This window comes from Acidovorax sp. M2(2025) (genome assembly GCF_049330835.1).
In the GTDB taxonomy this organism is placed as follows: Bacteria; Pseudomonadota; Gammaproteobacteria; order Burkholderiales; family Burkholderiaceae_C; genus Acidovorax.
This window is the reverse complement of record NZ_CP186262.1, coordinates 654,868-667,963: the sequence shown is the minus strand read 5'-3', so window position 1 is coordinate 667,963 and position 13,096 is coordinate 654,868. Positions and strand designations below refer to the sequence as shown.

Genomic DNA, 13,096 nt, shown 5'->3' with positions numbered 1-13,096 from the left:
GCCTCTAGCGCTTGGCGGCCTCAATTCTGAAGTGCAACACCCTTCAGAATTGAGACGTCTATGAGCAAAAGAACCTACGAGCAGGTCACAGAATCAGAACGCCACGCTATAGCGCTGGGGCTGCAGCAAAAGCAAAGCATCCGGGCTATCGCCAGAGCCTTGGGACGCAGCGCCAGCACAATCAGCAGGGAGGTTCGCCGCAACTCGGGGGGCAACGGCTACGCAAGCCGGTTCGCCCATCAGCGCTGTTGTAGGCGCCGCATTTTTAGTCGCCCTCAATCCAAACTGAGCCGGCCAGGGGCCTTGTTCAAGCAGGTGTGCGAGTATTTGCACCTGCATTGGTCGCCCCAGCAGATTGCAGGGCACCTGAAAAAACTCCACCCCAACGACCGGCGCCAACGAGTGTCACACGAGAGCATCTACACCTGCATTTACGCCCAGCCGCGCGGCGAGCTAAAGAAAGAGCTGGTGTCTTGCCTGCGCCTGGCCCATGCCAAGCGTTGGCCTCGCTCCAAGGGCAATGACCGGCGTGGGGAGATCAAGGATCTGCTGAGCATCCATGTGCGCCCTCCAGAGGTTGAGGACCGTCAGCTGCCAGGCCACTGGGAGGGGGATCTCATCAAGGGCGCCAACAATGCCAGCGCCATCGGCACCTTGGTCGAGCGCACCACGCGCCTGGTGCTGCTGGTCAAGCTGCCACACCCCAACCCGGCCACGGCTGCGCACGTGCTACAGGCGTTCAGCGACAAGCTCAATGCAATAGCCAGCCCCATGCGCCAGAGCCTGACCTACGACCGTGGCAGCGAGATGGCCGAGCATGCCAGGCTCACCGAGAAAACGGGCATGAAGGTGTACTTCTGTGATCCCTACAGTCCCTGGCAGCGGGGCAGCAACGAGAACACCAATGGGCTGCTGCGCCAGTACTTCCCCAAGGGCACCGACCTCAGTGGCTACACCCAGCAGCAACTTGATGCGGTGGCTGACGAGCTCAATGGGCGCCCCAGGATGACCTTGGGGTACAGCACCCCTCTTGAGATTTATGCGCAGCACTTACAGCGGTTGACTCAACAGCCTGGTTCGATGCACTGAGCGAATAAGTGTTGCACTTGGACTTGAATCCGCCCCCTACCGCAAAGCGCAGGAAGCTACAAATACAATAGCAAACTTGGCAAGCACCCACGGCGCTGAGCCGAGGGGCTTGGGCCAGCGCCCGTTCACGCTACTCCGCCCGTTGGCGGTCGGACGCATACACGGCCGCCTGCACCCGCGAGCTGAGGCCCAGCTTGCGCAGGATGTGCTGGACGTGGATCTTCACGGTGGTTTCCGCGATGTCCAGCGTGCGTGCGATTTCCTTGTTGCTCAGGCCGCGCGCGATCTCGCGCAGCACTTCCTCCTCCCGGGGCGACAGGGGGGAGAAGCTGCCCTCCGCCGTGGCGGCGGCCGGCTCGGGCACGTCCGCAGCCGGCGCCGCCATGGCGGGCGCCGGCGCGCCCTGGGACTGGAAGGCCGCCACCAGCTTGCCCATCAGCTCTGGGCTGACGACGGGCTCGCCGCGCGCTGCGCGGCGGATGGCTTCGGCCAGCAGTTCGCCGTCGATGGTCTTGAGCAGATAGCCCTGCGCGCCGTTGCGCAGGGCGGTGGCCAGGTCCTGCGCGTCTTCGCTGACGGTGAGCATGAGCACGCGCGAGGTGGGCGAGACCTCGCGCAGCCCGCGGATGGCGTCCACGCCCATCACGCCGGGCAAGTGGTTGTCCAGCAGGATGACCTGGGGCCGCAGCTGCGGGGCCAGGCGCAGGGCCTGGGCCGCGTCGCCGGCCTCGCCCACCACCTGCAGCCCGCCGTCCAGCGAGAGCAGGGCAATCAGGCCCCGGCGGAACAGGGTGTGGTCGTCCACCACCAGCAGGGTGACGGGGGGCTGCGCGGCCGAGGTCGTGACCGTCATGGTGCGACGGCCTCCCGGGCCGTACTGGCGGCAGCGGTCGTGCCAGAATTTCCAGACGTGCCGGAGGCGCTTGGCGTGCCGGATGCGCCCGCAGGCTCCTGCGGCCGCGCCGCCGCCGGCAGCGGCGCCGTCACGCCGGAGGGCAGCTCGATGCTGACGCGCGTGCCCCGGCCCGGGGCGGAGTCCACCTGGACCACCGCGCCAATGCGCTGCGCGCGCTCGCGCATGATGCCCAGGCCCACATGGGTCGAGTCCGGCGGCACCGCGGCCACGTTGAAGCCGCGGCCGTTGTCCAGCACCTCGAACTTCCAGCGCGGATGCCGGTGGACCAGCACCTCGACCCGGGTGGCGCCGGCGTGCTTGCGCACGTTGGACAGCGCTTCCTGCACCATGTGCAGCACCTGGATCTGCACGTCGGGCGCCAGCGGCAGGCCGTGGCCCGACATGCCCAGGGTGGTGGCCATGCCCGTCTGGTGCTCGAACTTGGAGAGCGTGGCGCGCAGCGCCGATTCGATGTCCTCTTCGCTCGTGCGGGTGCGAAAGTGCACCAGCAGCTCGCGCACGTCGGCATAGCACTCGCGCACGCCCACGTCGAGTTCGGCCATGCTGCGGTCGCGCTTGGCCTCGTCGCCACGCGCCACCGCATCGCGCAGCAGCTGCGTCTGGATCTTGAGGAAGGCCAGCGACTGGGCGATGGAGTCGTGCAGCTCGCGCGCCAGCAGGCTGCGCTCCTCGGCCACCGCGGCCTCGCGCTCCAGCGCCGTGGCGCGCAGGCCTTCCATGGCGCTGGCCAGGTGGCGCGTCATGGCCTCCAGCAAATCGCGCAGCTCGTCGGTCAGCTCCACGTGCGTGCGGAAGAACAGGTCCACTTCGCCCAGCAGCTTTTGCTGCATCTCCACCGGGATGGTGACCATGGTCTCGAAGCCCGCGTTATGGCAGTGCGGCAGCGACACGCCCGTGGACGCCGCGATCGGAATGACGCGCATGCGCGCCTGCATCTGGGGCTGGCCGCACAGGCATGCCCCGGTGGGCAGGCAGTGCTCGCCGTCGGCCATGCTGCGCGGCAGGCCGTCGCCGGCCAGCAGCACATAGCGCTCGTTGGCCTCGTTGGACCAGCGCACCGCGGCGGCATCCGCCCCTGCAACGCGGCGGATCTGCTGCACGAAGCCCTGGGCCAGCGCTTCCAGGCTGTCGGCCGTGGAGGCCAGCGCGCTCACTTCGTAGAGGGCGCCCAGGCGCTGGTTCTGCACGGCGATGCTGGCCGTCTTCTTGCGCACCTTTTCCTCCAGCTCGTCGTGGGAGGCCTGCAGGGCGTGCGCCATCAGGTTGAAGCCTGCGGAGAGCTGGCCGAACTCGTCATCGGTGTCCACGGTCAGCCGGGTGCCCAGCTCGCCCTGGCGCAGGCGGGCCTGGGCGGCCTGCAGGCGCGCCACGGGGTTGATGACCAGCAGGTAGCTCACCGCCATGAACGTCACGGCCGCAACGATGGCCAGCGCCATCATGAACAGCTGGAACAGGTGCAATGCGGCCGTCCAGCCGGCAATCTGGATCTCGATGGCTTCGACAAAGCCGTCCACCTGGCGCACGAAGTCGTCGGCCTGCGCCAGGGCGCCCGCCCGGTCTTGCGCACGGCCGCTGGTGAACCCGGCCCGGGCGCCAGCCCACTGGTTGCGGACGGCGTCAAAGCGCGTGCGCGTCTCGGCGCTCCACGGCACGAACAGCGGCCGGGACGGATCGCCCGTGCGCAGCAGCTCCAGGCTGGCATCGAACTGGCGCGCACGCTCCAGCACGGCTTCGGGGGTTTCGGTTTGCAGCACCAGCACCATGCGCAGCATGTTCATCCGCAGCCGGCCGGCCTCGTTGACCGCGGCTGCGCCGCCCTCGAGCTTCCAGGTCACCCACAGGGTCAGGCCGATGGAGGCGAGCGCCACCATCAGGAACCCCGCGCCCACGGCGAGAAGTTTGGCGGTCAGGGTGGGCTTGGTGCGCATCGGCGCAGTGTAGGGAGGGCGGGGGGCAGAACTCTTGACGTGTGTCAATTTTCGCCAGGGTAGCATGGCGCCATGAGGATGACGAGTTCCCGCCCCTTTCCCCTGGCGCTCCCGTGGGCGGCGGCGCGGCGGCGGCTGGCCAGCGCGGCCGTCGCCGGCACGGCGGTGCTGGCCGCGGGCTGCGCCACGCCCCCCACGGCCGCGCCGCCCGCCGCACCCTGGCCCGACCGGCTGCAGGCCCTGCTGCCCGCCGATGTGCTGCTGCTGGGTGAGCAGCACGATGCGCCGGAGCACCAGCGCCTGCAGCGCGAGGCCGTGCAGTGGCTTGCCGCGCGCGGGCGGCTGGCGGCCGTGGTGCTGGAGATGGCCGAGAGCAGCCACGGCACGCGCGGCCTGCCGCGCGATGCCACCGAAGCGCAGGCGCAGGCCGCCCTGCAGTGGAACGATGCAGCCTGGCCCTGGAAGGCCTACGGCCCCGTTGTCATGGCCGCGGTAGCGGCCGGGGTGCCGGTGCTGGGGGGCAACCTGCCCCGCTCCGCGCTGCGCGCCACCCTGGCGGAGGAGGCCTGGGACCAGCACCTGCCGGGCCCTGCCCTTCAGCGCCAGTACCAGGCGCTGCGCGACGGCCATTGCGGGCTGCTGCCCGAGGCGCAGATCGCCCCCATGGCCCGGGTGCAGATCGCACGCGACGCCCGCATGGCGCGCACGGCGCAAGAGGCGCTGCGGCCCGGGCAGACGGTGCTGCTGATTGCCGGCGCGGGGCATGTGCTGCGCAGCCTGGGCGTGCCCACGCACTGGCCGGAGAGTTTGCAGTCAAAAGTACTTCTGGCGCGGGCGGGACCTGCGCAAGCAGCTATCAAAACAGAAGCAAATTCCGTGGTGGAGACGCCGCCGCTGCCGCCCGGGGACCCCTGCGAGGCCCTGCGGCAGCCCCGGTAGCGGCCGGGGCGTGCCGCCCGCTCAGGCGGGTGAAGGCGCTGCGGCCGGGGCGTTGCGCTCTTTCAGCAGCGCGGCAAAGGCCTCGGCCGGGACGGGGCGGCTGCACAGGTAGCCCTGGTACGAATCGCACCCGCGCTCCTGCAGGAACGCCAGCTGGCCGGACGTTTCCACCCCCTCGGCCAGCACCGACAGGCCCATGCTGTGGCCCATGGCGATGATGGCCGCGCTGATGGCCATGTCGTCTTCGCTTTGCGGAATGTCGCGGATGAAGCCCTGGTCGATCTTGAGCACGTCGATGGGAAAGCGCTTGAGCTGGGCCAGCGAGGAATAGCCGGTGCCGAAGTCGTCCACGGCAATGCGCAGCCCCAGGCCCCGCAGGCGCATCAGCACCTGGCGGGCCTCCTCGGTGCGCTCGGCCAGGGCGGTTTCGGTGATCTCCAGCTCCAGCAGCTCGGGCGGGAAGCCCGACTGCTCCAGCGCGCCCGAGGCGCAGCCCGCCAGGTCCGTCAGGTGGAACTGGCGCGGCGACACGTTGACGGCCAGCGTCAGGTCCGGCAGGCCGGCCTGGCGCCAGGCCTGGCCCTGCCGGCACACCTCGCGCAGCACCCATTCGCCCAGCGGGCCGATGACGCCCGAGGTCTCGGCCACCGGGATGAACCGCGTGGGGGAGATCAGGCCCTCGTCCGGGTCGTTCCAGCGCACCAGCGCCTCGGCCCCCACGATGCGACCGGTGGCGATCTCGACCTGCGGCTGGTAGTACATCTGCAGGTGCCCCTGGGCCAGCGCCAGCCGCAGGCGCGACTCCAGCGCCAGCCGCTCGCGCGCGGCCTGCGTCATGGCCTCGTGGAAGAAGCACCATGCGCCGCGCCCGCGCGCCTTGGCGCCGTACACCGCCGCGTGCGCGCCCTGCAGCAGCAGCTCGCTGGTGTCGGCATGTTCCGGGAACATACAGATGCCCACACTCACGCCGGCCACCACCTCGAAGCCGTCGGGCGAGCGCCACGGCTCGGCCACCGCCCGGATCAGGTGCCGCGCCACGGCGGCCGCCCCGTCGGCATGGCGCAGGTGGCGCGCCACCACGGCCAGCTCGTCGCCCGCCAGCCGCCCCATCACGTCGCCCGGACGCAGCGCGGACTGCACCTGCCGCGCGATGTGCTTGAGCACCTCGTCGCCGGTGGCGTGGCCATAGCTGTCGTTGACGTCCTTGAAACGGTCGAGGTTGAGCAGCAGCACCGCAATGTGCTCGCCGCTGGCGCGCGCCTCCACCACCGCCTGCTCCAGCTGGAAGCCGAACCAGGAGCGGTTGGACAGCCCCGTGAGCGCATCGTTGTGCGCCAGGAACTCCAGCCGCTGCTGCTGCAGCTTCTCCTCGGAGATATCGGTGAACATGCACACGTAGTGCGTGGTCTGCCCGGCCGGGTCGCGCACCGCCGACAGCGACATGTGCTCCGGAAAGATCTCGCCGTTCTTGCGGCGGTTCCAGATCTCCCCCTGCCAGTGCCCCGTCTGGCGCAGGGTGGCCCACATGGCATCGTAGAACGCCTTGTCGTGCCGCCCCGACTTGAAGATGCGCGGCGTCTGGCCCAGCAGTTCCTCCTCGGCATACCCCAGCAGCCGCGTGACCGCTGCGTTGGCCGAGAGGATGCGGCCTTGCGCATCGGTCACCACCACGCCTTCGATGGTGTTGTCCACCACCGTGGCCGCCAGGCGCTGATGCGTCTCGCTCTTCTTGAGCGCCGCGCGGGCGGCCTTGATCTCGTCCAGGTCCTGCACCACGCACACCAGGTGGGCCGGCTCGTCTTCCGTCTCCGGCACCAGCGTCACGGTGCACAGCACCGGCACCATGCGGCCGTCGCTGATCCGCTGGCACTCGCGTTCGCTCACGTAGTGGTCAATGTCGCCGGACAGCAGGCGCGCCAGCTGCGCCTGCGCCTCCTGGGGGTTCGCCGCCTGCATCACGTCGCGGAAGTTCAGCGCACACAACCGGGCCGGGGTCGCGCCCAGCAGCTCGCACAGCCGGTCGTTGGCCCACAGGAAACGCCCGTCCGCCGCCAGCCGGGCGAACCCCGCGGGCGCGTGGCGCACGATCTGGGCCAACTCCTTGGCCATGGTCATGCGCACCTTCTCGGCGCGGCGCATGTCGCGCAGCAGCCACCAGGCCACACCGCTGGTCAGCAGCACGTACGCCCAGCCCTTCCAGGTCTGCAGGTGCGTGAGCACCACCGGATCGGTCACCCACCGCACCAGCAACTCGTCGCCCAGGTACACCCAGGCCGCCCCCAGCACCAGGTACAGCAGCATGCCCCGCCAGGGGGCGATACGCGCGGCGTCGTCGCCCGGATTGGTCATCAAAATCCTTGTTCCAACGGCGCCCGGCCATGCTGCGACAATTGCACAGCTATGAACAACGCCTACATCCTCACCCTGTCCTGCCCCGACCGCCTGGGGCTGGTGCACGCTGTCTCGGGCTTCCTGATGGAGCACGGCGGCAACATCGAAGAAGCCGCACAGTACAACGACCACGATACCGGCCTGTTTTTCATGCGTGTGCAGTTTGCCTGCGACCAGCACGACCACGCCACGCTCAAAACCCGCCTCGCCAGCTTTGCCGAACCCTTCCAGATGCACTGGCGCCTGCACGCCACGGCCACGCCGATGAAAACGGTTCTCATGGTAAGCAAGGAAGGCCACTGCCTCAATGACCTACTTTTCCGGTGGAAAAGCGGGCTGCTGCCCATCGACATCCGCGCCATCGTCAGCAACCACCGCGACTTCTACCAGCTGGCGGCCAGCTACAACGTGCCCTTCCATCACATTCCGGTCACCGCAGCCACCAAGGCGCAGGCCGAAGCAAAACAGTTCGAGATTATCGAGGCCGAAGGGGCCGACCTGGTGGTCCTGGCCCGGTACATGCAGATCCTATCGCTTGACCTATGTCAAAAACTGGCCGGCCGGGCGATCAACATCCACCACAGCTTCCTGCCCAGCTTCAAGGGGGCCAAGCCGTACTACCAGGCCCATGACCGCGGCGTGAAGCTGATCGGCGCCACCGCCCACTACGTGACGGCCGACCTGGACGAAGGCCCCATCATCGAGCAGGACGTGGCCCGCGCCGACCACACCGACACCGTGGAAGACCTGACCGCCCGCGGCCGCGACACCGAAAGCCTGGTGCTGGCCCGCGCCGTGAAATGGCACAGCGAGCACCGGGTGCTGATCAACGGCCACAAGACAGTGGTCTTCCGCTAAATATGGAACACCGCCCTGAGGCGCTGCGCGCCGTCCCCCCGCTCTCGCATCGCTGCGCGCTGCGGGCAGGGGAACGCCGCCAGTGCAGCGGGGCGGCCCTTGCACGGCGGCCCCGGCTTAGGCCGCGGCAGTTTCATGCGCTGCGCATATTGCACAGCGCAGAGGTTTACTGAGTGTCCACGGCACTCGCATCGTCCTTCCTCAGCAGCGCGGCCCGGCGCATCCCGCCCATCCAGTGCCTGCTCACGTTCGAGGCGCTGGCCCGGCTGCGCAGCGTGACGCAGACGGCCGACGAGCTGTGCGTGACGCCCAGCGCCGTGAGCCACCGCGTCAAGCAGCTCGAGCAGATCCTGGGCGTGCAGTTGTTCGGCCGGGCGGATTTTTCGCTGACCACCGAGGGCAGCGCCTACCTGGCCCATGTGCGCGAAGGCCTGGGCGCGCTGCAGCGCTTTCCCGGCCAGGCCGCCGCGCCGGGGCGCCGGCGCCTCAAGCTGGCCGTGACGCCCACGTTCGCACGCACCATCCTCATCCCGCGCCTGCGGCAGTTCACCGAGGCGTACCCCGAGATCGATCTGGCGCTGCAGGTGTCCATCCCGCTGCTGGACGTGGTGGCCGAGGACGCCGACCTGATGGTGCGCTTCGGCCCCGGCCACTATGCCGACGTGGAGCATGTGGAACTGGCCCGCGACGTGGTCACGCCCCTGGCCTCGCCCGCCTTCGTGCGCGAGCACGGCCCGTTTGACCGCCCGGAGGACCTCGAAGGCGTGCCCCTGCTGCGCAGCCCGCTGGAGCCCTGGCGCACCTGGTTTGCCGCCGCCGGCCTGGACTGGGCCGAGCCCAGCGAAGGCTCGCAGTTCAACGACATCGGCCTGATGTGCGACGCCGCTGCCGCCGGCATGGGCGTGGCCCTGGTGCGCCTCAAGCTCGGCGCGCCCTGGCTGGAGAACGGCACCCTGGTGCGGCTGTCGTCGCAGGACGCACCCAGCCCCCACGCCCATTACCTGTGCTGGCGCACCGGCACCATGGACCGGTGGGAGTGCGCGGCGTTTGCCGAATGGTTGCGCAAAACTATGGTGTAACGGCGCATCTGATCTGCAACGCCTCCGCCCGTTCGGGCTGAGCCGGTCGAAGCCAGGGCGCAAAGTCACCGAGAATTTCAAGCCAAATCAGCCTCCAGCGCTTAACCATCAGGCGCAAGCAGCTATCAATTCATGAGCACACAGGTATTTTTCACAAACATCTGCAGAAAACCTCACGCCCCGCCCGCCGCCATCCCCTACAGTGGCGGCCATGAACACCGCCACTTCTCCCGCCACGCGCCCGACCTCTGCCGAGCGCGCCGCCCGCCAGGCCGACGTCGTGCAGGCCCTGGGCCGTGTGGTGCCTGCGCACGCGCTGCTCTGGAATGCCGAAGACACCACGCCGTACGAATGCGACGGCCTCACCGCCTACCGCCAGCGCCCGCTGGTGGTCTGCCTGCCCGAAACCTACGACCAGGTGCAGGCCGTTCTGCGCACCTGCCACCAGCTGCAGGTGCCCGTGGTCGCACGCGGCGCGGGCACGGGCCTTTCGGGCGGCGCCATGCCGCACGCGATGGGCGTGACGCTGTCGCTGGCCAAGTTCAACCGCATCCTGGACCTGGACCCGGTGAGCCGCACCGCCCGCGTGCAATGCGGCGTGCGCAATCTGGCCATCAGCGAGGCGGCAGCGCCCTACAACCTGTACTACGCGCCCGACCCCAGCAGCCAGATCGCCTGCACCATCGGCGGCAACGTGGCCGAGAACTCCGGCGGCGTGCATTGTTTGAAGTACGGCCTCACGGTGCACAACGTGCTCAAGGTGAAGGGCTTCACGGTGGAAGGCGAACCCGTAGAGTTCGGCAGCGAGGCCCTGGACACCCCCGGCTACGACCTGCTGGCCGCCGTGATCGGCAGCGAGGGCATGCTGGCCGTGGCCACCGAAGTGACCGTGCGCCTGATTCCCAAGCCGCAGCTGGCGCGCTGCATCATGGCCAGCTTTGACGACGTGCGCAAAGCCGGCGACGCCGTGGCGGCGGTGATTGCGGCCGGCATCATCCCCGCAGGTCTGGAAATGATGGACAAGCCCATGACGGCGGCCGTGGAAGATTTTGTGAAGGCCGGCTACGACCTCACGGCCGAGGCCATCCTGCTGTGCGAGAGCGACGGCACGCCCGATGAAGTGGAGGAAGAAATCGCCCGCATGAGCGAGGTGCTGCGCGCGGCAGGCGCCACCGCCATCTCGGTCAGCCAAGACGAGGCCGAGCGCCTGCGCTTCTGGAGCGGCCGCAAAAACGCCTTCCCCGCCAGCGGCCGCATCAGCCCCGACTACATGTGCATGGACTCCACCATCCCGCGCAAGCGATTGGCGGACATCCTGCTGGCCATCCAGGAAATGGAAAAGAAGTACGGCCTGCGCTGCGCGAACGTGTTCCACGCGGGCGACGGCAATTTGCACCCGCTGATCCTGTTCGATGCGAACGATGCGGACCAGCTGCACCGCTGCGAATTGTTTGGCGCGGACATCCTGGAGACCAGCGTGGCCATGGGCGGCACGGTGACGGGCGAGCATGGCGTGGGCGTGGAGAAGCTCTCCAGCATGTGCGTGCAGTTCACGGCCGAGGAGATTGCGCAGATGCACGGGCTCAAAAGCGCGTTCGACCCTGCGGGGTTGCTCAATCCGGGCAAGGCGGTGCCGACGCTGAACCGTTGTGCGGAGTACGGGAAGATGCTGGTGCGGGGGGGAAAGATCAGCCATCCGGAGTTGCCGCGGTTTTGATGGTTTGGGGATGTAGCCCTTTTCGGATAAGCGCTGGCAGCTATTGATTTCGTAGTACAGGACTGTTCCACCCGTTCAGGCTGAGCTTGTCGAAGCCGGGGCGCCATTCCACCCGTTCGGGCTGAGCTTGTCGAAGCTGGGGCGCGCTCGCAGGCTCGCTGATTGGCTGTATGCCTCGGCTCAGGGCGGGAGCCGGGATGTCGCCCCGGCGGGCGAGTTCCTTTCTTTCGCGTCGCCAAAAGAAAGGAACCAAAGAAAGGGCGACCCTACAGGCTGCGTCCCTCCGCTTCGCTGCGGGCAACCTGCGGTGCTCGGTCAGGGGGCGCCACCGCAGAACTCACTGCGCTGCTTCGCAGCTCCGTTCGGACAACTGCGGTGAGTCGGAGCACGAAGTGCGTGTGTCCTGCGGCACACGCACGCGCCCCCTGCCCTGCGCTCCTCGGCGCATCCTGAAGGGAACCCGGGGAGCCCATCCGGGCCATCGCTGCTGGCTGCGCCTGCGGCGGGGCGGTTGCGGGGTGAGCATGCGCGTCGGAGCGCGCATGCCTCGTGAACTGACTCGCCGTGGTTGTCCGAGCGGCGCTGCGCAGCAGCAAAGCGAGTTCCACGGCGCACCCCGCAACCGCCCCGCCGCAGGTTTGCCCCGGAGCGCAGCGCAGGGGTCGCAGACTGGGGGTCGCCTTTCTTTTGGGTACTTTTCTTTGACGAAGCAAAGAACAAGTACCTCGGCCGCCGGGCCGAGACCCGGCCTCCGACCTCAACACCAGCATGCCTTTCAAACCAGCACGCCTTGGCTTCGACAGGCTCAGCCCGAACGGTTGGGGTGGAGCGCACCAGCTTCGACAAGCTCAGCCCGAACGAGTGGTCAGCCCCCCGCCACCGCCCGCCAAATCCCCCCCGCGTTCGACACAGCAAACAGCACCAGCCCGATGAGCCCCCCCACCACCGTCCCATTGATCCGGATGTACTGCAAATCCTTGCCGATATTCAGCTCGATCAGCTGGGTCATCTCCTCCGCATCCCACCGCCGCACCGTGTCCTCGATGTGCTGCGCAATGAACGCCGACACATCCGGCGCCAGCCCTTCGGCCCACCGCTCCAGCCGGTCGTTGAACGACTGCCGCAGCGCCGCGTCCCCCGCCAGCGACTCGCCCAGCCACGCCCCCAGCTTGCCCACCTGCCGCGCCAGCACGGAGTCGGCATCGGCCAGGTCACGCTGCAAAGCACCACGCAGGTCCAGCCACAAGGTCTGCACATAGCCGCCCACGGTGGCGTCGGTCTGCAGCCAGGTGCGGATCTCCTCGCCCTTGCGCGCCCATTCCGGGTCGCTGCGCAGGCGCTCGATAAAGCGCTGCAGCGCCGCATCGAACTGCGCGCGCAGCGCGTGCTGCGGGTTGGCGGCCACGTCGGCCATCAGGCTTTCCAGCGCGCGGGCCAGCAGGGCCGAACCCTTGTCGCCCAGCCAGTCGCTGGGTAGCAGCTTTTCAGTGCGCGGGTGGTCCTTCTTGAGCCAGGCCACGATGGACTGCGCGACCCAGGCGCGGGTCTCGGTGGTCTGCAGCAGCTCGATCAGCTGGGCCAGCACGTCGTCCAGCAGGGCCTGGTGGCGGCCGTTGTGGGTCAGGGTGTCCAGCACCGCCGCCAGCGCGCGGGACAGGTCCACCTGCCCGATCAAGGTGCGCGCGGCTTTTTGCATGAAGCGCTCCACCTGCGCGTCCTGCGCCATCTCCAGCGCGGCGGACGCCAGGCGCTTGGCCTGGTGGCCCAGCAGCGCAGCGTTGCCGGGGGCGGTGAGCCATTGCGCGAGCCGCTCGGCGGGGTCGTGCCTGCGGATGAGCGACACGAGCGAGGGCACGTCCAGGAACTTGTCGCGCACAAAGGTGGCCAGGTTGCGGCCGATGCGGGCCTGGTTGCGCGCGATGACCGCGGTGTGCGGAATGGGCAGGCCCAGCGGGCGGCGGAACAGCGCCACCACGGCAAACCAATCCGCCAGCGCGCCCACCATGGCGGCCTCGGCCATGGCCTTTATGGCGTTGAGCCCCAGGCCACGCTCCACCACGCTGGTGGCCACAAACACCGCTGTCACCAGCAGCAGCAGGCCCAGGGCCTGCCGCTTGGCCCGGCGCAGGGCGAGGGCTGCGGCATCGGTGTCTGGCTTCATGCGGGCAAGCCTGCCAAC

Annotated in this window: 9 protein-coding genes; 5 read left to right on the top strand and 4 right to left on the bottom strand. The window is 68.7% G+C overall.

Annotation, left to right across the window (positions count from 1 at the left end):
- Nucleotides 1-60 precede the first annotated feature (60 nt).
- On the top strand, nucleotides 61-1,089 hold the full coding sequence (locus tag ACOYR3_RS03060) for an IS30 family transposase (protein WP_422845032.1): 1,029 nt from the start codon (nucleotides 61-63) through the stop codon (nucleotides 1,087-1,089).
- A 130-nt stretch (nucleotides 1,090-1,219) separates the two neighbouring features.
- On the opposite strand, the gene ACOYR3_RS03055 is transcribed toward ACOYR3_RS03060, so the two are convergent.
- On the bottom strand, nucleotides 1,220-1,942 hold the full coding sequence (locus ACOYR3_RS03055; protein WP_422845031.1) for a response regulator: 723 nt from the start codon (nucleotides 1,940-1,942) through the stop codon (nucleotides 1,220-1,222).
- Complete coding sequence (locus ACOYR3_RS03050; RefSeq protein WP_422845030.1) at nucleotides 1,939-3,933, bottom strand: type IV pili methyl-accepting chemotaxis transducer N-terminal domain-containing protein; 1,995 nt, start codon at nucleotides 3,931-3,933, stop codon at nucleotides 1,939-1,941. Before ACOYR3_RS03050 ends, ACOYR3_RS03055 begins: the two co-directional genes overlap by 4 nt.
- A 78-nt stretch (nucleotides 3,934-4,011) precedes the next feature.
- Between ACOYR3_RS03050 and ACOYR3_RS03045 the strand changes: the two genes are divergently transcribed.
- Nucleotides 4,012-4,872, top strand: coding sequence for a ChaN family lipoprotein (locus tag ACOYR3_RS03045; protein ID WP_422845029.1), 861 nt, complete (start codon nucleotides 4,012-4,014; stop codon nucleotides 4,870-4,872).
- Between the two features lie 21 nt (nucleotides 4,873-4,893).
- On the opposite strand, the gene ACOYR3_RS03040 is transcribed toward ACOYR3_RS03045, so the two are convergent.
- On the bottom strand, nucleotides 4,894-7,221 hold the full coding sequence (locus ACOYR3_RS03040) for a putative bifunctional diguanylate cyclase/phosphodiesterase (RefSeq protein WP_422845028.1): 2,328 nt from the start codon (nucleotides 7,219-7,221) through the stop codon (nucleotides 4,894-4,896).
- Between the two features lie 51 nt (nucleotides 7,222-7,272).
- Here ACOYR3_RS03040 and purU point away from each other — a divergent pair, with 51 nt between their 5' ends.
- The 3 genes from purU to ACOYR3_RS03025 all read left to right on the top strand — a co-directional run bounded on the left by purU (nucleotide 7,273) and on the right by ACOYR3_RS03025 (nucleotide 10,917).
- Complete coding sequence (gene purU / locus ACOYR3_RS03035) at nucleotides 7,273-8,121, top strand: formyltetrahydrofolate deformylase (RefSeq protein ID WP_291487993.1); 849 nt, start codon at nucleotides 7,273-7,275, stop codon at nucleotides 8,119-8,121.
- 173 nt (nucleotides 8,122-8,294) lie between these two features.
- Nucleotides 8,295-9,200, top strand: a complete 906-nt coding sequence (locus tag ACOYR3_RS03030) for a LysR substrate-binding domain-containing protein (RefSeq protein WP_422845027.1) — start codon at nucleotides 8,295-8,297, stop codon at nucleotides 9,198-9,200.
- A gap of 211 nt (nucleotides 9,201-9,411) precedes the next feature.
- Nucleotides 9,412-10,917: an FAD-linked oxidase C-terminal domain-containing protein gene (locus ACOYR3_RS03025; protein ID WP_422845026.1), complete on the top strand. Its 1,506-nt coding sequence runs from the start codon at nucleotides 9,412-9,414 to the stop codon at nucleotides 10,915-10,917.
- Between the two features lie 865 nt (nucleotides 10,918-11,782).
- Here the strand turns inward: ACOYR3_RS03025 and ACOYR3_RS03020 are convergent.
- On the bottom strand, nucleotides 11,783-13,078 hold the full coding sequence (locus tag ACOYR3_RS03020) for a DUF445 domain-containing protein (protein WP_422845025.1): 1,296 nt from the start codon (nucleotides 13,076-13,078) through the stop codon (nucleotides 11,783-11,785).
- Between the last annotated feature and the right edge of the window lie 18 nt (nucleotides 13,079-13,096).

Bases quoted from the DNA above. Each gene is read 5' to 3' on its own strand.
- ACOYR3_RS03060 (WP_422845032.1), top strand. From the start codon at position 61: ATGAGCAAAAGAACCTACGAGCAGGTCACAGAATCAGAACGCCACGCT.
- ACOYR3_RS03055 (WP_422845031.1), bottom strand. From the start codon at position 1,942: ATGACGGTCACGACCTCGGCCGCGCAGCCCCCCGTCACCCTGCTGGTG.
- ACOYR3_RS03050 (WP_422845030.1), bottom strand. From the start codon at position 3,933: ATGCGCACCAAGCCCACCCTGACCGCCAAACTTCTCGCCGTGGGCGCG.
- ACOYR3_RS03045 (WP_422845029.1), top strand. From the start codon at position 4,012: ATGACGAGTTCCCGCCCCTTTCCCCTGGCGCTCCCGTGGGCGGCGGCG.
- ACOYR3_RS03040 (WP_422845028.1), bottom strand. From the start codon at position 7,221: ATGACCAATCCGGGCGACGACGCCGCGCGTATCGCCCCCTGGCGGGGC.
- purU (WP_291487993.1), top strand. From the start codon at position 7,273: ATGAACAACGCCTACATCCTCACCCTGTCCTGCCCCGACCGCCTGGGG.
- ACOYR3_RS03025 (WP_422845026.1), top strand. From the start codon at position 9,412: ATGAACACCGCCACTTCTCCCGCCACGCGCCCGACCTCTGCCGAGCGC.
- ACOYR3_RS03020 (WP_422845025.1), bottom strand. From the start codon at position 13,078: ATGAAGCCAGACACCGATGCCGCAGCCCTCGCCCTGCGCCGGGCCAAG.